Raw genomic sequence first — 21,437 nt, 5'->3', positions numbered from 1 at the left:
AGTTGTATTTTGCAACTAATAAATAAATTTAAACTAATAAAAAATGAAAAAAGTTATTGTTGTATTACTTGTAATGTTAGGGTCAAGTCAAATTACTTTTGGGCAAATGGTAATGCCTTCAGAAGTTAAATCAATGATCATTGATTTAACAAAACAGTTGGATTCAGAAAAAGATACTAAAGTAATAGAAACAAAAATTACTGAGTTGTTAAGCAACGCACCGAATGCAGAAATGAAAAAAGAAGCTTTAAAATTAATATTAGAAAATACATCTTCTGCGAAAGTAAGAAAACATGCAGAGAAAGTATTGTCAAGAAATAATGTTAAGAAAGATAAAAAGAAAAGCAAATATTCAAAAAGATTTGAAGATATGTTTACGGGCCTTGATAAAAACGAAGATGGTTTTTTGGTAAAAGAAGAGGTTCCTAATCAATATAAGAGTCAATTTGAAACTATTGACGCCAATGGTGATAAAAAAATTTCCAAAGAAGAACTAGTAAAAGTATTTTAAGAAGACTAGTTATAAATTAATTTTTAAAATATAATAAAATGAAAAAAATAGTAGTAATAGTATTAATTACTTTAGGAGTACATCAATTATCCTACAGTCAAACAGAAATTCCAGGAGCTATTAAGACCCAACTTATAGAAATGACTATAGGTTTAGATAGACTAGCCGAAAATAACGATTTAGATAGTGTTAGTGAAAATATTGCACAGATTGTAAAACAAGCACCAAATGATGACTTAAAAAAAGCAGCATTAAAAATAATACTGGATAGCAGTAAATCTAATAAACTAAAAGAATATATCAATAAAATGTTATCAGGTGAAATTGCGATAGCAGGAGTTAAAGAAGAGAAACCACAAGTTACTGTTTTTAAAAATGTAAACCTTATTGATGGTTCTAGCACTAAAGTAGAGAAAAACACCACAATAATACTTACAGATGGTAAAATATCTGGTATTAAAAAAGGTTCTAATGGCAATTACCCATCTGATGCTACTATTGTAGATTTAAAAGGTAAATATGTAATGCCAGGTCTTATAGACGCTCATGTACATTTAGCTACAGATCCAAATAGTACAACTTATGTAGATGCTTCAAAACATTTAAGAAAGATGTTGGGGAAAGGTATTTTAGGAGTTCGTGATATGGGCGGAGATGGACGAGCACTTGTTTATTATTCAAGACAAGCACTAACTGGGCAAATATTGAGTCCAGATATTCATTATTCTAGTATTTTAGCAGGTTCTCAATTTTTTGGAGACCCTCGTATTATTGCATCATCGTTAGGTGTAAAAATGGGAACAGGTCCTTGGGCTCATGAAGTCAGTAAAGATATAGACCTTACAGCCTTGATGCAACGAGTAAAAGGTATTGGCTCTACAGGTGTAAAAATGTATTTTGATGTTGATGCAGAAACGGTAAAGAGGGTTGCAATAGCAGCAAAAAAAGCAGGATTGAAAGTCTGGTCACATTTGGCGACAACACCAGCCAATGCATTAAATACAGTTCAGGGTGGTGTGCAAGTGCTTTCGCATGCCGATATGATTGAAGGCGTTATTGATTTAAATAAAGAAGATATATCAAATCCAACAGAAGAAATTATCAATAAAAAAGGCGGAGCCAAACTTTGGAAAGAAATGGTGAAGTATAATTCTATTTTGGACGTTACACTGGCGGTATATGAAGAAGATGGAGTGAAAAGAGAGAAATTAACATTACCACAGGTACTTGCAAGTGCTGCCTATAGAGCTGGAGTTAAAATTGCAGCTGGTAGTGATGTAGTGCAGAATGAAGCTGGTGTTATTGGAGCACATATAGAATATCGCTTATTAAATGATAAAATTGGAATGACGCCTTTTCAAACATTAAACGCTGCAGCTATTGTAAATGCAGAAGCAACTGGTTTTGAAAAAGAATTAGGTAAAATAACAATTGGTAAAGATGGATCATTTCTTGTTTACGAAAACAATCCATTAGTATCTGTCAAATCTTGGAATACGCCTTTTTATGTCGTAAAACGAGGCGTTATTTATTCTGGTGAAGAATTAAGAAATAAAGATAGCGCAGTGACACCATTATTTATTGCAAGTGGGGCTAAAGAAATCACTAAAACGAAAACATTTCCAAAAGAATTCGAGAACATTTTTAATAGCCTCGATAAAAATAAAGATGGTTTTTTGGTAAAAGAAGAAGTTCCAAATCAATATAAAAGTCAATTTGAATCTATTGATACCAACGGTGATAAAAAAATTTCAAAAGAAGAGTTAATTGTAGTGTTTTAAGGAAATTGGAATTTTAAAACTTTTTTGCTAATTGAGAAGCTATAAGCTGATGAAAACAATAATTGAAAATTTTTATAAAGCATTCTCAAAAATAGATGCAGAAGCTATGGTACAGTGTTACCATGAAGATATTGTATTCAATGACCCAGCATTTGGAACATTAAAAGGAGATAAAGCCAAAAACATGTGAAAATTGTTATGTGGTTCTCAAAAAAAGAAGATGTAATTGTTAAAGTTTCTAATATAGAATATATAGATGACCTAGCTTATGCCAATTGGCAAACCATTTATATTTATACAAAAACAGGAAGAAAAGTTCATAATAAGGTAAACGCTAGTTTTAAGTTGAAAAACGATAAAATTATTGAACATATAGACGTTTTTAGCCTGCATAGTTGGGCAAAATAAGCTTTAGGTTTTAAAGGATTTTTATTGGGAGGGACATCGTTTTTTAAAACTAAAATGAACGAAAGAACAAAAATGCTTCTTTCAGGATTTGAGAAAAAACAACTTACTTCAAGAAAATAATTAAGTTCGGATAAGCTCATTCGAACTTAATTTTTATAAACAAATTATATAAGAGGTTTACTTTTGCTCTAAATAATTAATAATATGAAAAAAGTCATATTAATTGCATGTTTACTATTAGTGACGTTATTGACATATGCTCAGGATTATCCTTTTGTTGATAAAAGATTAAAATTACTAACCATACAAGAACTTATGTCTAAGCCACCCCCTACAGATGCGCTTCCTGTGTATTTTGAAGATGGTACTAAAACAACATTTTCGGCAATAATACCTAAAATAATGAGTGAAGAATTAGAACCACTTATGTATGTAGACGACAACGGGAATTTTAAAGTTATGATAGTTAAGAAAAAAAAGAAAACTAGTAATAAAAAAGGTAAAAACAATGTTCCAGATGAATTTAAAGATCAAAAAAACAAACTATCAAGCTCACCAGTTGGATATTTTGTTAAATCAGCAGTCGTTTTTGATGCCTATACAATTTATGGAACCAAAAATGTGCCTGATGTCAAGCTTAAGCATGCAGCTCAAGTGGCTGCGCAATGGTTAGATAATGATCAAGATGGTAAAATTGATGATATAAACCTTTTAAATACCCTTAAAAAAACGAAACCTGTTATCCTTATGTCAGACAAAGGTTTTGGTAATAGACAGTATAGTGAGCTCTTTTCAGCGTTTCCAGATAGCGAATTACAAGACTTATCTGCAGAAGAAACAAATAACCCAAGGAGAAGAGATGCTTCTCAAGAAGAAGTACACCATCTTATTATGAATGCTGGATTTGTAAAAATGCTACCTAAAGTATTCAGTTATCAAAGAAATGTAGGTAGTACATTGTTTAAAATCTGGAAGTATGCAAATGATAATGGTCTTTATGCATACGATGATGAAACCTGCGATGATGAGTGTAAAACTATAGAATTTGTCTATTTGGCATCAGCAGCCTATCTCGATTCTCAAGCAGACTTGTTTTCAGATGAAATGCGAGTAAAAACAAGAAAAGCACTTCAAGAAAAATTACCAGAAATTATAAAATTATTTGAATCGGATCAATATGTATATCCAATACATATGTGGCCAAATGGTAATTATAAGTATCAACAGAATATTAAATATTCAGGCATTAAATAAAATTTAAAAATCAAAGAGACATGAAAAAAATAGTATTAATTATAGCAGTTTTATTTTCTACTATAGCAGTTAACGCTCAAGACTATTCTTTTGTCCCTAAAGGGTTAAAGTTGCTAACCATGAATGAACTTATGACAAGGCAGCCACCTACAGATGCACTACCCGTGTATTATGAAGATGGTACCAAAACCAAATTTTCAGCGGTTATGTCTAAAATAATGAATCAGGAATTTACTCCAAAAATGTATGTAAACGATAAAGGAGAGTTTCAAGTATTGGTCATTGTAAAAAATAGGAAAGCACAAGCTTCAACTAAATCTAAAAAAGTAAAAACATCTACTAAAAATGTAATTGATCCTTCGTTAGGTATTGAAGCAGTTCCTAAAAGTTTAGGAAAGGAGTATGTTAATAACTTTAACCGTTATACCAAAGTTATTGCTCCCAATGGCAAAGCAATTCATATCGTTATACAAGATGATGTAACAAACGAACAAGCTGTACGTAGCAGAAGTATTTTAGAGCATTTTTTAAAAGACTATCCAGGCTCAAAATACGGGTCTAATAAAGGGAAAATAGCTAATAAAATGACCGAGAACAATGCCGTTTTAGCTTTAATGAACGGTCAAGATGATGGTAGTAATAAGATTGAAGTAGATGCACAGCCACTATTTAAAAATGAAATGCAAGTAGAAGGCCATTCTTGGTATGTAAATCAAGATTTTGATCATAGAGATGCCTCTTATGAAGAAATTTTACATTTTGTGCATGATAATGGTATTGGTGTAGATGGCCCCAATACGAGACCTGGTACTGCTCCAGAATATCAAAAAGAAATACGCACAGCACAAAAATATGCATTATCAAATAAATTATGGGCTTCAGGCCCTCGTTTTACGAATATTGTAAAAGAGTGGGACGAAGAGAACAGTTTGACTCAAGAATACTTAGCATCAGTAATAGATTCTTATTACGGATTATGGGGCGCTTGGCAAGGAAGTGAAACACATGGTATGTGGGGAGGGTATATTGCTAAAACCAGAGCTGATATTGCTGCAAAAGACCCTAAAGGTGCTGCAATTATGGATAATACGTTCTTTCATCCCTATTTAACCTATAATGCTAGAATTGATTCAGGTTTTAAAGGCACATTCTCTTTATCTTTTAATGAAAGCATCCCTTATACACATCACTCAAGATATTTAAAGGATATTACGCTTTTAGGTGCTAATAATACTTCTGTAATAGTAAATGAATTAGATAATGATATTACGGGAAATAAAGGAGACAATATTATTATTTTCTCGGGTAATAAAAGCGAATATACTATCAGTACAAGAGCTGGAGTTATCAACGTAAACGATAAAATAAGCAAACGAGATGGATCAAATACATTAAGAAATGTTGAGAAATTAAAATTCAAAGACCAGATTCTAAAACTATAGTTATACAAAAAAGGAAATGCATTTAAATCTAAATAATTAATTTATGAAAACAATCAATTTAGCATTAACTAAAAAAATTGCTTACACATTAACTTCTATAGTTTTGATAGTTGTAATTAGTTGTAAAAATGCTTCTGAAAAAAAAGCTAATGATAAGTTAGGGTGGGCAGTTTTGAAAAAGCCTTTGAATAATAAGACAGTAGATGTTAATAACAAAATTGTGAAGATTACTGCAAGTTTAGAATTTAAAGTATTTCCAAAACGCATGGAAACCTATGGGACTATTTTTGCAGCTATGGGCAATGTCTCTGATGAATTTTTACAGGAAGTTGCCACTACCTATCACCAAATGTTTCCTCAAGGTGATGGAATAGATATTAAAAAACAACAAGAAGTATTAAATACATTTATTCAATACGGTTCATTAATTCCTGTTTTAAGCGAACACCATGATTCTGCATCAGAAGATACTAATAAAGGATTAGACGAGGCTTTTATGAGCGATAAATATAGTGTCTGCGATGTTATTATGACTAATGTAGAAAGAAGACAAGCCATGGAAGTAGTAGAGCATCTATTACACTTTATTACCGACATAGGCCTTCATTTTGTGTATCCTGAACAATGGAGTTTTACTGAGGGAAATTCTGAAATTACCAAAGTAATGAATACTGCTATAGAAAAAGGGTTATATAACGTAAGTAGTTATAGTGATATGGTTGCAGATGGTAAAGAAGCTTATCAGCGCGTGATTGTTCAGGAGTTTGCATATTGGTTGATTAGTACGTATTGGAATTTGCAAGAACCTTATGGAAACATTGCCGAACAAGAATGGAAAGTTGACAATAAAAAGCAACTGTTAGAGCAATTACCTAGTGGTTATGCTTTAGTAAAGAATACCGTCGATGAAATTATGAAAGCACCATCTAAAGAGGTATTAGATGGATTTAAGAAATATGAAAAATAGAAAAGGATTAAATAAGATTAAATAAAAAAGAATAATCTAACCTTAAGCAATCTTTTTAATTGATTGCTTTTTTTGTATAAAATGATTAATGATTGTGAAAAAATACAAAAACAACTAGTAACTACTCTTGAAATACTCGAAGTAGAGATAGATGATGTCTTAAAACGAGCTGAAAAAGGAATTGAAATTTCTAAAGAAACACTAAAGAAAATCCGAAATATTGTAGTGGATAATCAATTCAAAACAAAGCAAGATGAAATTTATTTCTTCAAAAAAATAAAACCAAAGGTATATAGTAGGCTTATTTATTATGTTAAGTTGTTTTGCATTGAAAATAGACGACCAAAGAGCAGCACAAAAAATCAGATTAAATTTTTAAGTAATGAAGTAAATAAACTGCAAGAGTATTTTAATCATAATTTAGATTTTTGTCTCTATTATAGAAGAAATTCAACTGTATTTGATAAACAATATTTTTTAAGAGGACAAGAAGATATTCGCTTATTTCCAGATACTTATCATTTTTATACCGACGACGAATTTTCAACAAGTCATGATACATCTGTGGCTACCATTCAAGCTTATGATATGCTTATTGTGTATATAAAAAAAGAAATAGATAAGTTAGAAAATAATGGCTATCATTTAATACAGCAACAAAAGCAAGGTAATATAGTTTGGACAGGAAATAAAACTGATTTAATAGAATTAGTCTATGCTTTATACGCTAGTGGTTCTGTTAACAAAGGAACAGCCGAAATAAAAGATATTGCAAGAATAGCTGAACGCATTTTTAAAGTTGATTTAGGGAATTACTATCATACATTTATAGAAATTAAATCTAGAAAAATTAACCAAACGAAATATTTAGATAAACTCAAAACATCCTTTTTAGATTACATAGAAAAATCTGACGAATAAAACACCATAGTTACACCCAATTTGGGTGTTTTTTATTTTATAACTGTTTTAATATTATTTGAATGTTTTTGCTGTTCTGACATGGAATCAAAAAAATCAAAGTATCTCAATTTGCACTTGAAAAAATGCCCAAGAAAAATCACCCACTATAGGTACAACTATTGAATAAAACCCATCAAATCACTCCAACTTTGTAAAACGAAAGTCAAATCTGGGTAAAGTCGTCATTTAAAAATTAAGAATCCTTGGCGGCTTTACTTTTTAAATCGTTTTACTATGGCAGCAACAATTATAACTACAGAAGATCTTCGAGATTTTAAAATAGAATTACTCGACGACATCAAACAATTATTAAACAACCAATCTGGAGAAATAACCAAGAAATGGTTAAAATCCCCTGAAGTACGAGATTTACTGGGTATCTCTCCAGGAACATTACAAAATTTGAGAATTAATGGTACACTACCTTATACTAAGGTTGGGGGTGTATTGTATTATGATTATCAGGAAATAATGCAAGTGTTAGAAAAGAATAGAGTTCATAACAAATTCTAATCTGTTTTGGAAAATATCAATTATAGGGTCGAGTGTAAAGAAACAGTCCAGTGGACTGTTTTAACGAAGGAGCCAGCTGGCGCATCGGCATTTTATTGTTAATAATATTATGGAAGAAGTTAATTACATAAAACACCTTAATGCCGTTTTCTTGCATATTTCTAAAGATTCTCGATTAAATCCTACACATATAAGCTTGTATTTTGCTTTGTTCTACTTGTGGAATAACAATTTTTTCAGAGATGAATTTTTCATTAATAGAGATGATGTAATGAAGCTTTCGAAAATTGGTTCAAGAACAACCTATCATCGCTGCATTCGAGAATTAAATCATTGGAGTTATTTTGAGTACTTGCCCTCACACAATTCATTTCACGGTAGCAAAATTCGGATGTTCAATTTTTGTACTAGTGGTGGACTAGCAATGGACTCTAGCCAGACCAAAAATTGTACTAGCGATGGACAAGCGCTGGTATCTATAAACAAACATATACAAACAGTAACAAACCAAAAAAACAATAACAAACAGCAAAATTTTAAAAATTCAAATGCTAACCATTCAAAAAAGCAGAACAAACAACAAACGGTTAACCAATATCAGGACAACCTAAAGACAACTACCGATAAGGATTACAACGAACCTCTTTAGTTTCCACGAAAGTGGAAATCTCATGATTGAATCTAAATGAATAATAAAACACCACATATCATTTTTGAAGCTGACAAGCATTATGAACTCGGCAAGCTAAAAGGAAATCATATCCTTTATGATTTTGAAAAGATTCTGGTGTATCTGGACGCCAAAGGAAAATTGTTATTTGGTAGGAAGTTTAAAATCTACAAAGAAGACCGAGAGATACTTTACAAGCTTTGTAATTACCAAATTAGAGATTGGCAAGCCTGTAAAAAATTGAATATTGATATACATAAAGGTGTTTTGCTTTCTGGGCCTGTAGGCTGTGGTAAAACGTCTTTGATGAAGCTTATTCGTCATATCACACCACATTACCAATCTTACGAAATGATTCCTACACGTAATGTCACTTTTGCTTTTAATCATATCGGCTATAAAATTATTGAGCAATATGGCGATAGCCGTTTTTATTGTTTTGATGATTTAGGCATCGAACCAACAGGACGTTATTTTGGTAAAGACTGTAACGTCATGGGTGAAGTCATACTTTCTCGTCATGAACTGTTTTTAAAATACAAGTTTAAAACGCATTGTACTACAAACTTAAATGCTAAAGAAATTGAAGAACGTTATGGCAACCGAGTACGTTCTCGAATGCGTGAGTTATTTAATTTGATTGGGTTTGATAATGGGAGTAAGGATAAGAGAGATTAACTATTCGTTAATATTTCATCAGCTCGTTTTCGGAATAATTCCAAATCTGATTTTAGACGAGAAATACCATAAACTAATAAGCTATTTGAAATTGGTTTACAGCATTTTTTATATTTAGGCTTTCCACATATTGGGCATTCTCTATTTGGTTCAGCTTTATATTCACCTACGGCGAGTTCAATATGTTTAATAATTACTTCTACATCTATAAGTCCAAATTCTTCTTTATAGAATTGAATTATGCCTTTATCGTAATGTTCGTACTCTCCATTAGCATAGGATCCTTTGGCTAATTTAAATTGATGATTGGCAAAAAAAGGATAAATAACATTTTTGTAGAATTCAGTTAAATTAATCCCTCGCCGTTTCTGCTTGATTAATTTGTGAGGAATGTCAAGACAACAATAACCTTTTTTTGAAACATGATAATCCCAATCTCTTTCGATAATGTCAGTTAATTCAAATACTTTGGGGATTATATTCGGATAATTTTCTTCATTTAGAAGGATAACTATTTTATATGATTTCCAATGAACACCAATTTCATCTACTACATCAACAGTTCCTACAATAGCAAGTTCATCTGAATTATCAAGTTTTACTCTCTCGAACTTATAAAAGCTACTTAAAAAACTATTTAAATCTTTTCTTAACCTAGCATTCATCAGAAATCAAAATAAGGTTTACTTTTTTCTGCTATTGGTGCTAGATTGATAGGGTTAAAATTGGTTGTACGAGATTCTGTTTTCAAAAACAATTTTCCATCATAATTTTGAACTGCCAAATCATTATCAACAATATACCTTTCCCAATCAAAGTCAAATTGATAATAGTACCTACCATCTTCAAAATCCCAAATTGGTTTTGATTTCTTATTGAAATACTTATCCTTTGAAAGCTGACTAACAATGTGTTGACCTACAACAATACCATTAGTTACTGCATTTGATTGCATTTTAGGAACTAAACTGGTATACAAACTGCATGTCGTAACTTCTCCAGCTTCACCTAAACCAGAATAGAGCCACAACACTTGATTGTCATGCCCTAAGTCAATAGCTGCTCTTGTATGAATCTCTTTAATACCATTGGTTTCGAAATACTCTTTCAAATCGTTTTTCACAAAGTATGAAATTAAAGAAAAAGCTTTCAGAGCGTTTTTTGTTGCTTCTAATTTTTCAATACCTCGACCTCCAAAGTATACCATTAAACCATCTCCTTGTATTCTGTGAACATAACCACCACATAAATTGACTGCAAAAATTGAAGCTTTGATTATACCTTCTGTTATTAATGCTACAGTTGCTTTGGTAAATCGATTAAATAATTGTGTGCTTTTTTTAACATCCACAAAACCTGCAATTATCCAATGATTTTCGGTTTCTTGTGTTCCGCGTAAATGACTAAAATTTGGATGACATCCTAAACTAGGTAAATCATTAACTATTGAAGGTGTACCTAGTCCTTTCATCAATTGCACAGATTCGTTCATGTTTTTAAGAGTTGGTAATTCAGCTCTCAAATCTTTAATATAACTTAAATCAAAATCTGAGTCGCTATTACTGTACAATCGATTTATACTTTTTGGGTCTTTATTTACCGCTTTTTTAATGACATCTAGGTACGGATTAAATATATTATTCATTATGCTATTAATTTTTTAATTATTAAATATGTTATTGGAACTAACAGAAAAAATTGACTTATGAGTAGTATGCCAACCCAAGTTAGTTTTTTGAATTTCTTATCAAGACCGCATGATAATTCATGTACTTGGGTTCTAAGGTCTTTAGTATCTTCTTTTTCTTTTCTGCCTTTAGATTTTTCAAAAAATGTCTCTGACTTCATTTCACTAATAGAACGGAAGTAATAGAGTGAGTTAGCTTTATATGGGAAATATGGAATGCATATTCTAGCTAAAATCAGTAAGTTCAAAATACCAAGTATCATAATAGCTGATATAAAGAATATCAACCAATGATTATTAATTAAAGTATCTTTAAACTGAATTGTAAAAGTTAGGATAGCACCTGTAAAAAAAGTATTGATAGCTATATAAACTGCTGTCTTATTATTTACACTTTCATAATAATGATCGAGCCTATCAATTGTATATTTCAATCTATCATTTTCTTTCTCCATTGGTTGCAATTTTTAAAGTGATTAATCCTGCTAACAATAGAAAACCATAGGTAACCTGTGTACTTTTCTCTTTACCATGTTGAACCCAGTTTGCGAAGTGTTCACAGTTAAATCCTAAGAAGCTATATCGTTGTCCAATCTTTTGATAAGCTCGTTGGGTTGCTCTTTGGATATCGAAGTGATTTCCAGTAAACCTTCTAATTTTAATAGGTTCGTAATCTTGAAGTAGTTCTAATAATTCATGTTGAGGAATTGTTTTGACACCATCTTTCAAGTTTCCTATAAAAACTCCATTCCCTAAATAAACCACATAGTGATTCAAAATTCTACCAAGTCCATTTTTTTTCTTGGCCACAATCACGTCAATTGGACGTAACTGATTAACTAATTGTAATTGTTTTACCATATACTATTTATTAAATTAAACATCTATTTCTCTTTACGAACGCCTTTAAAGGGAGTTTTACTAGATGTTTTACCATCCATAAATCTTCCTGTTTCTGGGTTTCTTTTTACCCAAATTCCAGTTTTTGGGTTTTTTACTTGTGAGCGATTTTTAACTGCTCCATGTCTGCGATTGTCACCGCTTTTTCCATTTGTTGCCATTATTCAAAATTTAAAATTATACTAATAATCATTGCCTTTCTTTTGCAAGAGAGGCTGTGGGAAGTACTTTAAGAAATAGAAAAATTATCGTGAAGAGAGAATATCTACCCAATATGTAGTATATTCGTGCTGCAAAACATTCTTTACGATGAATTTCAATTCATCTAAAGTACAAAGGCTGGTATCAGTATTGATGTCAGCTTTTTTTATACTATTAATTTATCTTTATTACTCATTAAAAAATTATAATACTGTTCGTTTTTTATTACTTCTTTATTGAATTCTTCAATAGAGATTGTTTCTATTTTTAGTTTACTACATAAAGCTATTTGTGAGCGCCTAGTATTATCAATTACAAGTGCAAGGTTTTTAATTTTACAACAATGTAATAGAAATAAAAAACCTTTGCCAAAAACACTATCGTTTAACTCATTCTTATTTAAAAAACTTGGAAATCCAACACAATCTAACATTTCAACTAAATTGGTTTCTTCACAAGTTCTAATTTTCTCTTTTAAATCGACACTATATCCTTGCATTTGCAAATGAGGAACAAAAACCTTGTAACCATCTTCGATTATTATAGGTAATTGCTTTACGTCATTTAGTAAGCACAAATATTCTATGTCGTAAAAAATAAACACTAATTAAGGTTGAAATTTTTTATGGTTAATTCTTTAAGTTTATCTATTGGTATAGAGCTTAATTCAGAAGCTTTATATTTTTCTATTCTTTGCTCTGTTAAAGCAGTTCTGAGTAATTCAAAAAACCTTTTTGGCTTTTCATCACTTTTAATATATTCTCCAAAATCTTTCCTGTCAGAATACCAAATTTCATACTCACTTATAATTCTATCTTTAATATTGTCATCAATCAGTTTTAAACTATTCATTCTATAAATAATTGACTTAATAGAAATTCCATAAGTAGTTTTAATTTCCTTAAGCTCTCCCAAAGAAATTGAAGTCCTGTCCTTGCCAATAAATGAATGAGCTACTTCATCTACTAATAAAAATGCTGCAGCAAAACGGTTGCAGAAAGACTCTTCCTTATCTTTATCAATAGTAGCATCATTAAATTTCATCAACAAATGCCCCAATTCATGTACTATTGTGAATCTTCTCCTAGTAGTTTCTCTTGTATGTTCAAGGTAATCATTAAGTATAATAACAGGTATATTATTTACCCATGCGCAAAGACCACCCGAACCGGTATTCCTATTTACTGTGACAATTTTTATCCCTTTACTTTCTAATAGATTACAAACACTATCTATTGGAGAGTTACCTAACTTCCATTTTTTTCTAACTTTTTTGACAGCTTTTTCAATATCATTATAATTAGAAATAATCATATCATTAATAGGATTTTCAAAGACAATTTCGCTTCCAATTATTGTTTCTAACTCCAAATAATTTTCAATGTAATTTATTACATCTTTCTTTATTGTACTTGCTTCTTTATTTGCATCTGATAAAGTATGGGCATCTCTAAATCTTACAGAGTTTAAATCTAAGCTGTATTTCGGTATTCTATAAAAGTCCCAAACATTTACAGCTAGAGCTGAAGCAATATTCTTCAATACAAGATTACTTGGTTTTGTGGAACCGTTCTCATATTGTTGAATTGCAGCCTTGGAAACATTAACTAATTTAGCTAAGTCTTGCAACGATAAGTTCATTAAGGTTCGTAACTCTTTAATTTTATTACCTATATCATTCATTATGATTTAATTTATTGTTAAATCGTATAGCAAATATAATAAAAAATACATTTTACTATACGGTGATGCGACTTAAGTTTTCAACACCATGTTAATAAGTGAATTAAGTTTTATTAATTAGTATCTTAAATATCTTATTTAAAATTTCCTTCAAATTCTTCACAATCTCAATAAAAAAATCCTTCATATTCCAACATTTAAATAATTAGCAATCCCTATTAAAATAGCCAAAGCCATCGCTTTTACATTTTTAGGATTGGTAAAATAATCAGCTTCGTCAGTATTTGTTATATACCCCATTTCCACAAGAACAGCAGGATAATTGCCTGCTTCTCGTAAGACTTGAAAGTTTGCAAACTTTGCACCTCGCATTTTAAAACCTAAATTTTGAGTGCTTTCATTTAATATCGATAACCCTAATTCAATGGAAGATTTGGTATTTGAGTTATCGTTATTATGTACATAAACTTCCATTCCTTTAGAGGTATTTGGAGAAGCATTACAATGCAACGACACAAATACATCTGCACTCAAAACTTTAGCTAATCGACTTCTATCTGATAAAGAAATTAAGGTGTCTCTATAACGAGTTAGATAAATATCCAACTCATTATCAAAAAGCTTTTTATTAAGCCTTAAAATTTCTTTGGCAACATTCAAAACCACTTCTTTTTCTTGAATGTTATGTATACCAATTGCGCCAGTATCTTTTCCACCATGTCCAACATCAATCACAATTACTTTTTTTTGACTAAAAACAAAGCACATTTTAAGCATCAAAATCGTAAAACAGACGTTTTTGAGCTTCGCGTACTTCAAAAGTTTTTGAGTTATCAACATAGCATTTTCCATTTTTCATACAATTTGATGCCAATTCACATCAAAGAAATACAATCCAACTTGAAATTTATTTTATTCACAAATTACTGATTGTCAATATTTTGAATAACAATATACAGTATTTTTCGAATGTCAAAATCAAGTAAATTTTAAATCTATTTAGATATGAAAAAATCACTCTATGTAACCGCTTTATTGCTACTCATTTCAAATGCCTTATTTGCACAAATTGGAGGTATTGAAGATTCTGTTAATGATGTTTCCGATACCATTCGAGCCATTTTCCCAATCATTTTAGGTGTCATCTTTTTAATAGGTTTTCTATTTAATGCAGGGCACTTCTTTGGTGAAAATGCCGACCTCAAAAAAGGTATTACACGTGTATTAGTGTTTGTACTTATTGCTGGAGCAGTAGTTGGAATTTTCACATACCTAATTGGAATCGTTGTTTAGTATGAAACGATTCGAAGTCTATAAAAACATACGAAAGCGTGCGGTGATAATGGGTTTACCCATTTCACTGTTCGCTCTTATGATGACAGCAGTTATTGGCTCATTATTATTCATCATTTTCTCATTCAGTTTTACGGTTATCATTTCGGTTTTTGTGTTTAATGCGGCACTCTATGTTGCCTTAACACATATTACCAAGAACCCAACGCTCTTGCAGTTTCAAAAAATATTTCCACAAACCATCAGCAACAAAAAACACAGTCGTTTACATTATGAACAAGATTAATCTATCTGCATACCATCCTATTTTGAGCATTGAAGAACACATCGTGTTTGCCAACAATGGCAATGTGGTATTGTGTTATAAAGGTGACTTGCCTGAAATATATTCTTTGTCTGAATCGGATTTAGAAGACATTCACGGTTCGTGGTTTCAAGCCTTTAAATCCTTACCAACAAGTACGGTTATTCATAAGCAAGATATTTACCAAAAGGCTAATTATACTTCGGAAGTATTGCCAAACAAAACCTTTTTAGAGAGAGCAACACACAATTATTTTAAAGGAAGAAACTATCTAAAACATAGTTGCTATTTGTTTTTTATTCTACCATTTAACAAAGCATTGAATGCTTCAAAATTTACGAACCCTTTCAGAAAAGTAGAGAAAGGGATTCATAAAAAAATGGACCACAATGTTCAGGAATTTATTACTTCGGTAAACGATGCCATTTCATTTATAAATAATAGCCGAAAGGTGAAGTTTACACCTCTTAGCGAGAATCAAATTATTGGTATCACTGATGCCTATTTCAACGGATTTAATGAAGGATTTGATACTGATATTCAGTTAAAAAAATCTAACATTGAAATCGCCGAAAATCATTTTGATGTATTGGCTGTAAATAGTGAACTCTGTTTTGGCGATGTCGTACAAAGCAGTAAAACTAATGATAAATTCACTTCGGATGATTTTGTATTCCATCAAGGTTTTATCGATGGATTGGGATTAAACCTCAATGAAAATCATATCATCAATCAGATTATTTATTTAGATGATAAGTATAAATGGAGAAAATTACTCGATAAGAAAATTGAAGAACTTAACAAGAGTTCCAACTTCGGCACACAGAATAAAGTCATCCTAAAAAAGATTGAAGACATCGTTGCTAAAATTAACGAAGATGACTCTGCACGAATTATTAGAGGGCATTTGAATATTATCTTTTGGTCAAAGGATGAAAACGAATTGGGGAGAATCGCATCCAAAATAAAAACAGAATTTAAAGAACTTGATATTGTACCATATTACCCTAAAGACGAAGAACGGAAAAACTATTTTTTAAATTCCTATTGTTGCTTTGCATCCAACTTTTCAAATGAAGATTTGTATGTAACCGATTTAAAACACGCACTTTGTTTATACATCAATAACAGCAATTATAAATCGGATGAAGTCGGTATCATCTTCAATGACAGACAGCATAATATTCCTGTTTTAAAAGATGTTTGGGATGAACAAAAGAAACGCATCAAAGCACGCAATTTTGCCATTTTTGCGCCAACTGGCGAAGGAAAATCGTTTTTAGCGAATAATATACTTCGCCAGTATTTTGAGAGTAATGTACGCTTGGTAATTATCGATTTAGGAGGTTCATATTCCAAGTTTGCTAAACTCTATCCAGACGACCATATCATTTTACGCTACGAGCAAGGAAAGAATTTAGGTATCAATCCGTTTTATATTTCATCCATTGAAGATTTAACGCCTGAACGGTTAGAAGATTTAGGTGTTTTCTTATTAGAATTATTGGCTTCAGGAAAGGAAGCTACCAAAGCAGAAGAAGTTGCCATTAAAAAAGTACTTCGTTATTATTACAATTCTATAAATGAGAATCACTCATTAGCATCACTATATCAATTTGTAGATGATAAAAAGGATACACTTATCCAAGAACTTAAAATTCAAGAAGAGTATTTCAGTATTTATAATTTTCTGCACATCCTTTCGGAATATGTAGATGATGGTTTATACAGTTTCTTATTCAATGTATGCGAAGACCAAACTTATAAGATTGAAGACAAACGTTTGATTGTTTTTGAACTCGATGAAGTCAAAGATAACAAGGAGATTCTTTCAGTAATGTTGAAGTTGATTAAGTCAGCTATTCAACGTACCATTTGGCGGAATCGTTCCGAACGAGGAATTATCCTCTTTGATGAGTTTGCAAAACAACTCAAATTCGGAAATGTATTGGAGAGCGTAGAATTCTACTATCAAGCCATTAGAAAACAAAACGGAGCGATTGGCATTATTCTGCAATCCATTAATCAGTTACCTAACAATTCCACATCAGCAAGTATTCTTGAAAATACACAAGTGGTGTATAGTCTTCGGAATGAAAAAGGTTATGCTGAATTACAAAAACGATTGAATTTTTCAAGTCACGATTTAAACCAGTTAAAATCCATTAGAAACAATTTAACTGGCGCAAGAAAATACACCGAAATGTTTATCAAAATCGGAAAGGAAAGTAACATTTTTCGTCTCGAAGTCCCTAAAGAAGTCTATGCAGCATACTTAACAGATGGAAAAGAGAGTGAGGCAATAATGCAACTTTATGAAGAACATAATTCGATGGAAAAAGCCATCAACATATTCACTAAGCAGTCATAGACAGCCTTTAACACAAACAATTAGTAATCTATAAAAACAAAAATTATGAAAATTAAAACATTAATTATCGCATTCACATTGGCACTTTTATTATTGCCTGCTCGTGCTACGAGTCAGGGATGGCCAGTTTATGATAATACCAACTTTATCAGTTTAGGTAAATCATTATTAGAATCCGCTAAACAAACGTCACAACTATTAAAAACAGTTGACTTTTTAAAGAAGCAAAAAGAGCGCATTGAACAAGTCAGCAATGTCATTCAGCAATTGAGTGCTGTGCAAGAAGTGATTCAAAACAATCAGCAATTATTCAATATGGTGCAGGGTGATTTGCAAGAAATATTGAACTCACCACATATTAAACCCGATGAGATAAATCGGATTACCGATTCCTTTACGGAAATCATTGAAAGTTCAATGTCAAGTGTTAATTATATCAATCAAATTCTATCAAGTGGAAATCTAAAAATGAGTGATGCCGAACGTGCCGAAGTTCTTAAAGAACACGAATTAAAATCTAAAGAAATGGTAGCCGAAATTCAGTCTAAAACTAGACGATACAAAGAAATTATTGCCTTTAGAGATATGCAAGATAAAATCAATAATAGAGAAACCAATTACTAATGAGTGGTATTTTTTTAGGAATAGGGTTAGAATATATTGATGCGGTTTTTACCACCATCAAAAACAGTGATTTTTCACAGTATACCATTACTGGAATGAAAACACTGGCTATTTTATTCTTCCTGATTAACATCCTAAAAAAATACAATGAAGGTGTTGCTAATAATGAGGGTTATACTTGGGGGTTGACTCCTTCAGAATTGGCAAAGAATTTCGCAGTCATTATCATAGTAATTTTCTCTACACAGGTGTTGGGTGTTTTCGATAGCATATTGGTCGCTATCGAATCCCAGTACCGTGATACGGCTCCAGCACTCCTTCCGCTACAGATGCAAGATATTGATTTGGAGCAGGATGTGGGTGCCTTGGAAGCCGCCAAAAAAGCATTTGCATTGCTATACGAAGCATTGGTAACACCATTGTATGGATTGAAAATATTATCATTTATCGCCGCAATGTTCTTATGGTTATTGGACTTGTTTATCTATCCATTATTCCTAGCAGAACGCTACTTTTTATTGGGGATAATGCAAGCCTTTTTTCCTTTAGTAATTAGTCTGGCAGTATTTGAAAAGTTTAGAACATTGGCATACAATTTCTTTAAACTCTATGCTGGAGTCTATATGCTAGTACCTGCTTTTTTCTTGGTAAATGTTTTTGTAAATAATCTCTATACGGAAATCAACACCAACTTTTGGGGAGACTTATTCGGAACAGATTGGGGAAGTAACTTTTTTGCACCCTTATTGGAATTTGGCTCTATAGGATTTATTGTACTCCTCAAATTCAAACTCTATCGTCGTGCTACTTCTTTTGTTTTTAGGCTTTTTAGCGCGTAATAATTATATAAAAATGAAAACACCTTATAAAAATATATACAACATATTGAAGTTAAATCGCTTCATAGTTTTGGCTGTAGTTATAGCAGTAGCAGTTACCTGTATTGTTTCTGTGGTACTGGTTGTAAAACTTCATAAAGAGACCGTTAACAATGCTTTTGTTGTCAATACAGATGGAAGTGTAATTCCTTTAAAACTGGTGTCACAACAAGAAAATTTAGGTGTAGAAGCATTGGCACATTTAGAATTGTTTCATACCTATTTCTATCATATTGATGCCAGTAATTATGAAAAGCATTTAGAAAAAGCACTTTGGCTAGGAAATAGTTCTGTGGATGCCTTATACAGACAGAAAAAAGCAGATGGCGTTTACAATCGATTATTGCAATATTCTTTAGTGCAACGCGTGTTAAGTATCAATTCTAAAATTAATATTCAGTCTAAGCCATATCGCTTTGAAACCAAGACCATTTTTGAAATCAATCGTGGTTCAATAGTCGACACATATGAATTAACAACAACAGGAAACCTTATCCATGTTGATAGAAATTTTCCCAAAAATACCCACGGATTATTAATTACCAACTTTTTTGAAAACACGTTACGAAAATTAGAAGATTATGAAGATAGAAAAGAATAAACTCGTTTTTGGCGCTGTCATTTTATGCGTGGTACTTTTTATAGGTTCTTACTCGGTATTAATGTTAGGAGAGGATGAAGATCCAACCATAGAAAACAATCAAGTTCCTGTTCCAAAACTTAAGGATGAACAAAAGGAATACGAATCTAAATTAGAAGCTCTAGATGATTTAAAAGAAGTCAGACAAACCAATGCACCAAGTATTTATGATGAAGCGTTATTAGATTCCACAGGGATTTATGATGCTGATTTATTAGATAAGAAAAAAATGAAAATGATAGATAGTATCTACAAACAAGGGCGCATTAATTATACAGATGCATCGTATCGAAAGCCAAGAAAAAACTTTGTAAAATCAGAAGTTGAAACTCAAAAGGACTCTCTTCCAATTAAAGAAGTAGAATCTATTATAACGACTAAAGAATTGGCATTAGAACACCAACTCTTTTTTGCTTCCAATCCTGTAAAAAATGACATTTATGATTCTCAAAATACAGATGCTTCAATTTACGTTCGTGTTGATGGAACACAAACTGTAAAAAATGATTTTCGTTTACAAATGCGATTGACAAAAGAAGCCACCATTAATGGAATTTTACTTCAGAAGAATGCACCTATTTATGGCTTTGTCAGTTTTAAACCCAACAGAACTATGATAACGATAGAGCATATAAATCATCAACCAGTAAAGCTAAAGGCATTCGATTATCAAGATGGTAGTGAGGGTGTTTACATTGAAAATAGTTTTCGCGCTGAAGCCAGAAAACAGATTGTTGGAGATATGGTAAATGATATTAATGTTCCTGGTGTACCACAAGTAAGTGGGCTAAAAAAAATATTTCAACGTAGTAATCGGAATGTGAAAGTGACGATTGCTGATAACTACAGATTAATTCTAAAACTAAAACAATGAAATTTATAATATCATTTCTATTAATAATAGTTTGCTTTTCAGTGAAAGCACAACAAAAATTAGATACTATTTATGCAAACGAGCAAAAGAATGTTGCTTTGTTTTTCCCTAATCCAATTCGTCAAGGAATAACTGGAGCTGACCATTTTGTATTTACTTATAATAGAGAAAAAGAACAATATTTTGGTTTATTGCAAGCGCAACCTGGAACAGAAAGTAACCTATTAACGGTTACTAATGATGGGCAAGTGTATTCCTATATTTTGAAGTATGCTGATAAGTTACCAAGGTTGAATTATTTTATTCCAGAAAATGAAAGTATCGGAAATGAAATGTCTAAAAAAATAAAACAAAAACCAGTAATTAAAACAGTTGATGCCTATAAAAGCCGAATCACATACTTTCAAAAATTTAGCGAGTATGTATTGAATTCAACACCTGAACGTATTGCTACAAAACGTAAAAAAGGAATAAAATTACGTTTGCAAAAGATGGTATATAATACTTCAGAAGTGTATTTGGTTATCGAAGTTCAAAATACTTCAGGAATTGATTTTGAAATTGACTACTTAAATATTTACAGAACTAATGGAAATAAGAAGCGAAAAGCATCCTATCAAAAACTACAGTTAATTGAAATTTACAAGCACAAAATGCCTTTAATGATTAAGAATAAGCAATCAAAGCGATTTGTATATGTACTGCCCAAATTTGTATTAGGAAATAATGAGAGATTAGGAATTGAATTGAAAGAACTTAAAGGAGATAGAAAATTAGAGTTAAAATAATATAAGC

At 31.3% G+C, this 21,437-nt stretch carries 26 protein-coding genes; 18 read left to right on the top strand and 8 right to left on the bottom strand.

Going from position 1 to position 21,437, the window contains the following annotated elements; translation table 11 throughout:
* Positions 1 to 43: 43 nt before the first annotated feature.
* From Q0881_RS09025 to Q0881_RS08975, 11 genes are all read left to right on the top strand, one after another.
* The gene (locus Q0881_RS09025) at positions 44 to 511 is read left to right on the top strand and encodes a hypothetical protein (protein ID WP_299159191.1); all 468 of its coding nucleotides are present in this window, start codon (positions 44 to 46) and stop codon (positions 509 to 511) included.
* A gap of 38 nt (positions 512 to 549) precedes the next feature.
* The gene (locus Q0881_RS09020) at positions 550 to 2,292 is read left to right on the top strand and encodes an amidohydrolase family protein (protein WP_299159188.1); all 1,743 of its coding nucleotides are present in this window, start codon (positions 550 to 552) and stop codon (positions 2,290 to 2,292) included.
* Positions 2,293 to 2,341: 49 nt separating this feature from the next.
* The gene (locus tag Q0881_RS09015) at positions 2,342 to 2,482 is read left to right on the top strand and encodes a nuclear transport factor 2 family protein (RefSeq protein WP_299159185.1); all 141 of its coding nucleotides are present in this window, start codon (positions 2,342 to 2,344) and stop codon (positions 2,480 to 2,482) included.
* Between the two features lie 8 nt (positions 2,483 to 2,490).
* Positions 2,491 to 2,700: a hypothetical protein gene (locus Q0881_RS09010; RefSeq protein WP_299159182.1), complete on the top strand. Its 210-nt coding sequence runs from the start codon at positions 2,491 to 2,493 to the stop codon at positions 2,698 to 2,700.
* Between the two features lie 315 nt (positions 2,701 to 3,015).
* Positions 3,016 to 3,954 carry a hypothetical protein gene (locus tag Q0881_RS09005; RefSeq protein WP_299159179.1) on the top strand — a complete coding sequence of 313 codons (939 nt, stop codon included), beginning with the start codon at positions 3,016 to 3,018 and terminating at the stop codon, positions 3,952 to 3,954.
* Between the two features lie 20 nt (positions 3,955 to 3,974).
* On the top strand, positions 3,975 to 5,396 hold the full coding sequence (locus tag Q0881_RS09000; protein WP_299159176.1) for a hypothetical protein: 1,422 nt from the start codon (positions 3,975 to 3,977) through the stop codon (positions 5,394 to 5,396).
* A gap of 43 nt (positions 5,397 to 5,439) precedes the next feature.
* Positions 5,440 to 6,363 (top strand): hypothetical protein, encoded by a 924-nt coding sequence (locus Q0881_RS08995; RefSeq protein ID WP_299159174.1) that lies wholly within the window; start codon positions 5,440 to 5,442, stop codon positions 6,361 to 6,363.
* An 81-nt stretch (positions 6,364 to 6,444) separates the two neighbouring features.
* Positions 6,445 to 7,284, top strand: a complete 840-nt coding sequence (locus Q0881_RS08990; RefSeq protein WP_299159172.1) for an RteC domain-containing protein — start codon at positions 6,445 to 6,447, stop codon at positions 7,282 to 7,284.
* A gap of 276 nt (positions 7,285 to 7,560) precedes the next feature.
* The gene (locus Q0881_RS08985; protein WP_299159170.1) at positions 7,561 to 7,839 is read left to right on the top strand and encodes a helix-turn-helix domain-containing protein; all 279 of its coding nucleotides are present in this window, start codon (positions 7,561 to 7,563) and stop codon (positions 7,837 to 7,839) included.
* 109 nt (positions 7,840 to 7,948) lie between these two features.
* Positions 7,949 to 8,488: a hypothetical protein gene (locus Q0881_RS08980; protein ID WP_299159168.1), complete on the top strand. Its 540-nt coding sequence runs from the start codon at positions 7,949 to 7,951 to the stop codon at positions 8,486 to 8,488.
* Between the two features lie 36 nt (positions 8,489 to 8,524).
* Positions 8,525 to 9,187, top strand: coding sequence for an ATPase (locus Q0881_RS08975; protein ID WP_299159166.1), 663 nt, complete (start codon positions 8,525 to 8,527; stop codon positions 9,185 to 9,187).
* On the opposite strand, the gene Q0881_RS08970 is transcribed toward Q0881_RS08975, so the two are convergent.
* From Q0881_RS08970 to Q0881_RS08935, 8 genes are all read right to left on the bottom strand, one after another.
* Complete coding sequence (locus tag Q0881_RS08970) at positions 9,184 to 9,852, bottom strand: hypothetical protein (RefSeq protein ID WP_299159163.1); 669 nt, start codon at positions 9,850 to 9,852, stop codon at positions 9,184 to 9,186. The two genes, Q0881_RS08975 and Q0881_RS08970, sit on opposite strands and share 4 nt — an antisense overlap.
* Entirely contained in the window at positions 9,852 to 10,832 is a 981-nt protein-coding gene (locus Q0881_RS08965) for a hypothetical protein (RefSeq protein ID WP_299159161.1), read from the bottom strand. Before Q0881_RS08965 ends, Q0881_RS08970 begins: the two co-directional genes overlap by 1 nt.
* Entirely contained in the window at positions 10,832 to 11,308 is a 477-nt protein-coding gene (locus Q0881_RS08960; protein ID WP_299159160.1) for a hypothetical protein, read from the bottom strand. Before Q0881_RS08960 ends, Q0881_RS08965 begins: the two co-directional genes overlap by 1 nt.
* A 4-nt stretch (positions 11,309 to 11,312) precedes the next feature.
* Complete coding sequence (locus Q0881_RS08955; RefSeq protein ID WP_299159158.1) at positions 11,313 to 11,735, bottom strand: lecithin retinol acyltransferase family protein; 423 nt, start codon at positions 11,733 to 11,735, stop codon at positions 11,313 to 11,315.
* 23 nt (positions 11,736 to 11,758) lie between these two features.
* On the bottom strand, positions 11,759 to 11,935 hold the full coding sequence (locus Q0881_RS08950; protein WP_299159156.1) for a hypothetical protein: 177 nt from the start codon (positions 11,933 to 11,935) through the stop codon (positions 11,759 to 11,761).
* Positions 11,936 to 12,141: 206 nt separating this feature from the next.
* The gene (locus Q0881_RS08945) at positions 12,142 to 12,579 is read right to left on the bottom strand and encodes a hypothetical protein (RefSeq protein ID WP_299159154.1); all 438 of its coding nucleotides are present in this window, start codon (positions 12,577 to 12,579) and stop codon (positions 12,142 to 12,144) included.
* Positions 12,579 to 13,658, bottom strand: coding sequence for an XRE family transcriptional regulator (locus Q0881_RS08940; protein WP_299159152.1), 1,080 nt, complete (start codon positions 13,656 to 13,658; stop codon positions 12,579 to 12,581). Before Q0881_RS08940 ends, Q0881_RS08945 begins: the two co-directional genes overlap by 1 nt.
* Positions 13,659 to 13,841: 183 nt before the next feature.
* On the bottom strand, positions 13,842 to 14,426 hold the full coding sequence (locus Q0881_RS08935; protein ID WP_299159149.1) for an N-acetylmuramoyl-L-alanine amidase: 585 nt from the start codon (positions 14,424 to 14,426) through the stop codon (positions 13,842 to 13,844).
* A gap of 237 nt (positions 14,427 to 14,663) precedes the next feature.
* Here Q0881_RS08935 and Q0881_RS08930 point away from each other — a divergent pair, with 237 nt between their 5' ends.
* From Q0881_RS08930 to Q0881_RS08895, 7 genes are all read left to right on the top strand, one after another.
* Positions 14,664 to 14,951 (top strand): hypothetical protein, encoded by a 288-nt coding sequence (locus Q0881_RS08930; RefSeq protein WP_299159146.1) that lies wholly within the window; start codon positions 14,664 to 14,666, stop codon positions 14,949 to 14,951.
* Between the two features lie 272 nt (positions 14,952 to 15,223).
* The gene (locus Q0881_RS08920) at positions 15,224 to 17,626 is read left to right on the top strand and encodes a TraG family conjugative transposon ATPase (RefSeq protein WP_299159142.1); all 2,403 of its coding nucleotides are present in this window, start codon (positions 15,224 to 15,226) and stop codon (positions 17,624 to 17,626) included.
* 45 nt (positions 17,627 to 17,671) lie between these two features.
* Positions 17,672 to 18,250: a conjugal transfer protein gene (locus Q0881_RS08915; protein WP_299159140.1), complete on the top strand. Its 579-nt coding sequence runs from the start codon at positions 17,672 to 17,674 to the stop codon at positions 18,248 to 18,250.
* On the top strand, positions 18,250 to 19,089 hold the full coding sequence (locus tag Q0881_RS08910) for a hypothetical protein (protein WP_299159138.1): 840 nt from the start codon (positions 18,250 to 18,252) through the stop codon (positions 19,087 to 19,089). The genes Q0881_RS08915 and Q0881_RS08910 overlap by 1 nt, the downstream gene beginning before the upstream one ends.
* Before the next feature lie 13 nt (positions 19,090 to 19,102).
* A complete protein-coding gene (locus Q0881_RS08905) occupies positions 19,103 to 19,729 on the top strand; it encodes a conjugal transfer protein TraK (protein WP_299159136.1) in 627 nt (208 codons plus the stop codon).
* Positions 19,710 to 20,642 carry a conjugative transposon protein TraM gene (gene traM / locus Q0881_RS08900; RefSeq protein ID WP_299159134.1) on the top strand — a complete coding sequence of 311 codons (933 nt, stop codon included), beginning with the start codon at positions 19,710 to 19,712 and terminating at the stop codon, positions 20,640 to 20,642. Before Q0881_RS08905 ends, traM begins: the two co-directional genes overlap by 20 nt.
* Positions 20,639 to 21,430, top strand: coding sequence for a DUF4138 domain-containing protein (locus Q0881_RS08895; protein ID WP_299159132.1), 792 nt, complete (start codon positions 20,639 to 20,641; stop codon positions 21,428 to 21,430). Before traM ends, Q0881_RS08895 begins: the two co-directional genes overlap by 4 nt.
* Positions 21,431 to 21,437: the final 7 nt, after the last annotated feature.

Origin of the sequence: uncultured Tenacibaculum sp., assembly GCF_947494125.1 — a bacterium.
Lineage (GTDB): Bacteria > Bacteroidota > Bacteroidia > Flavobacteriales > Flavobacteriaceae > Polaribacter.
This window is presented reverse-complemented; position numbering and strand designations above follow the sequence as displayed.

Bases quoted from the DNA above. Each gene is read 5' to 3' on its own strand.
- Q0881_RS09005 (WP_299159179.1), top strand. From the start codon at position 3,016: ATGTCTAAGCCACCCCCTACAGATGCGCTTCCTGTGTATTTTGAAGAT.
- Q0881_RS09010 (WP_299159182.1), top strand. From the start codon at position 2,491: ATGTGGTTCTCAAAAAAAGAAGATGTAATTGTTAAAGTTTCTAATATA.
- traM (WP_299159134.1), top strand. From the start codon at position 19,710: ATGAAGATAGAAAAGAATAAACTCGTTTTTGGCGCTGTCATTTTATGC.
- Q0881_RS08905 (WP_299159136.1), top strand. From the start codon at position 19,103: ATGAAAACACCTTATAAAAATATATACAACATATTGAAGTTAAATCGC.
- Q0881_RS09025 (WP_299159191.1), top strand. From the start codon at position 44: ATGAAAAAAGTTATTGTTGTATTACTTGTAATGTTAGGGTCAAGTCAA.
- Q0881_RS08980 (WP_299159168.1), top strand. From the start codon at position 7,949: ATGGAAGAAGTTAATTACATAAAACACCTTAATGCCGTTTTCTTGCAT.
- Q0881_RS08990 (WP_299159172.1), top strand. From the start codon at position 6,445: ATGATTAATGATTGTGAAAAAATACAAAAACAACTAGTAACTACTCTT.
- Q0881_RS08940 (WP_299159152.1), bottom strand. From the start codon at position 13,658: ATGAATGATATAGGTAATAAAATTAAAGAGTTACGAACCTTAATGAAC.
- Q0881_RS08970 (WP_299159163.1), bottom strand. From the start codon at position 9,852: ATGAATGCTAGGTTAAGAAAAGATTTAAATAGTTTTTTAAGTAGCTTT.
- Q0881_RS08965 (WP_299159161.1), bottom strand. From the start codon at position 10,832: ATGAATAATATATTTAATCCGTACCTAGATGTCATTAAAAAAGCGGTA.
- Q0881_RS08955 (WP_299159158.1), bottom strand. From the start codon at position 11,735: ATGGTAAAACAATTACAATTAGTTAATCAGTTACGTCCAATTGACGTG.
- Q0881_RS08950 (WP_299159156.1), bottom strand. From the start codon at position 11,935: ATGGCAACAAATGGAAAAAGCGGTGACAATCGCAGACATGGAGCAGTT.
- Q0881_RS08920 (WP_299159142.1), top strand. From the start codon at position 15,224: ATGAACAAGATTAATCTATCTGCATACCATCCTATTTTGAGCATTGAA.
- Q0881_RS08995 (WP_299159174.1), top strand. From the start codon at position 5,440: ATGAAAACAATCAATTTAGCATTAACTAAAAAAATTGCTTACACATTA.
- Q0881_RS08935 (WP_299159149.1), bottom strand. From the start codon at position 14,426: ATGTGCTTTGTTTTTAGTCAAAAAAAAGTAATTGTGATTGATGTTGGA.
- Q0881_RS09020 (WP_299159188.1), top strand. From the start codon at position 550: ATGAAAAAAATAGTAGTAATAGTATTAATTACTTTAGGAGTACATCAA.
- Q0881_RS08910 (WP_299159138.1), top strand. From the start codon at position 18,250: ATGAGTGGTATTTTTTTAGGAATAGGGTTAGAATATATTGATGCGGTT.
- Q0881_RS08930 (WP_299159146.1), top strand. From the start codon at position 14,664: ATGAAAAAATCACTCTATGTAACCGCTTTATTGCTACTCATTTCAAAT.
- Q0881_RS08895 (WP_299159132.1), top strand. From the start codon at position 20,639: ATGAAATTTATAATATCATTTCTATTAATAATAGTTTGCTTTTCAGTG.
- Q0881_RS08915 (WP_299159140.1), top strand. From the start codon at position 17,672: ATGAAAATTAAAACATTAATTATCGCATTCACATTGGCACTTTTATTA.
- Q0881_RS09015 (WP_299159185.1), top strand. From the start codon at position 2,342: ATGAAAACAATAATTGAAAATTTTTATAAAGCATTCTCAAAAATAGAT.
- Q0881_RS08975 (WP_299159166.1), top strand. From the start codon at position 8,525: ATGAATAATAAAACACCACATATCATTTTTGAAGCTGACAAGCATTAT.
- Q0881_RS08985 (WP_299159170.1), top strand. From the start codon at position 7,561: ATGGCAGCAACAATTATAACTACAGAAGATCTTCGAGATTTTAAAATA.
- Q0881_RS09000 (WP_299159176.1), top strand. From the start codon at position 3,975: ATGAAAAAAATAGTATTAATTATAGCAGTTTTATTTTCTACTATAGCA.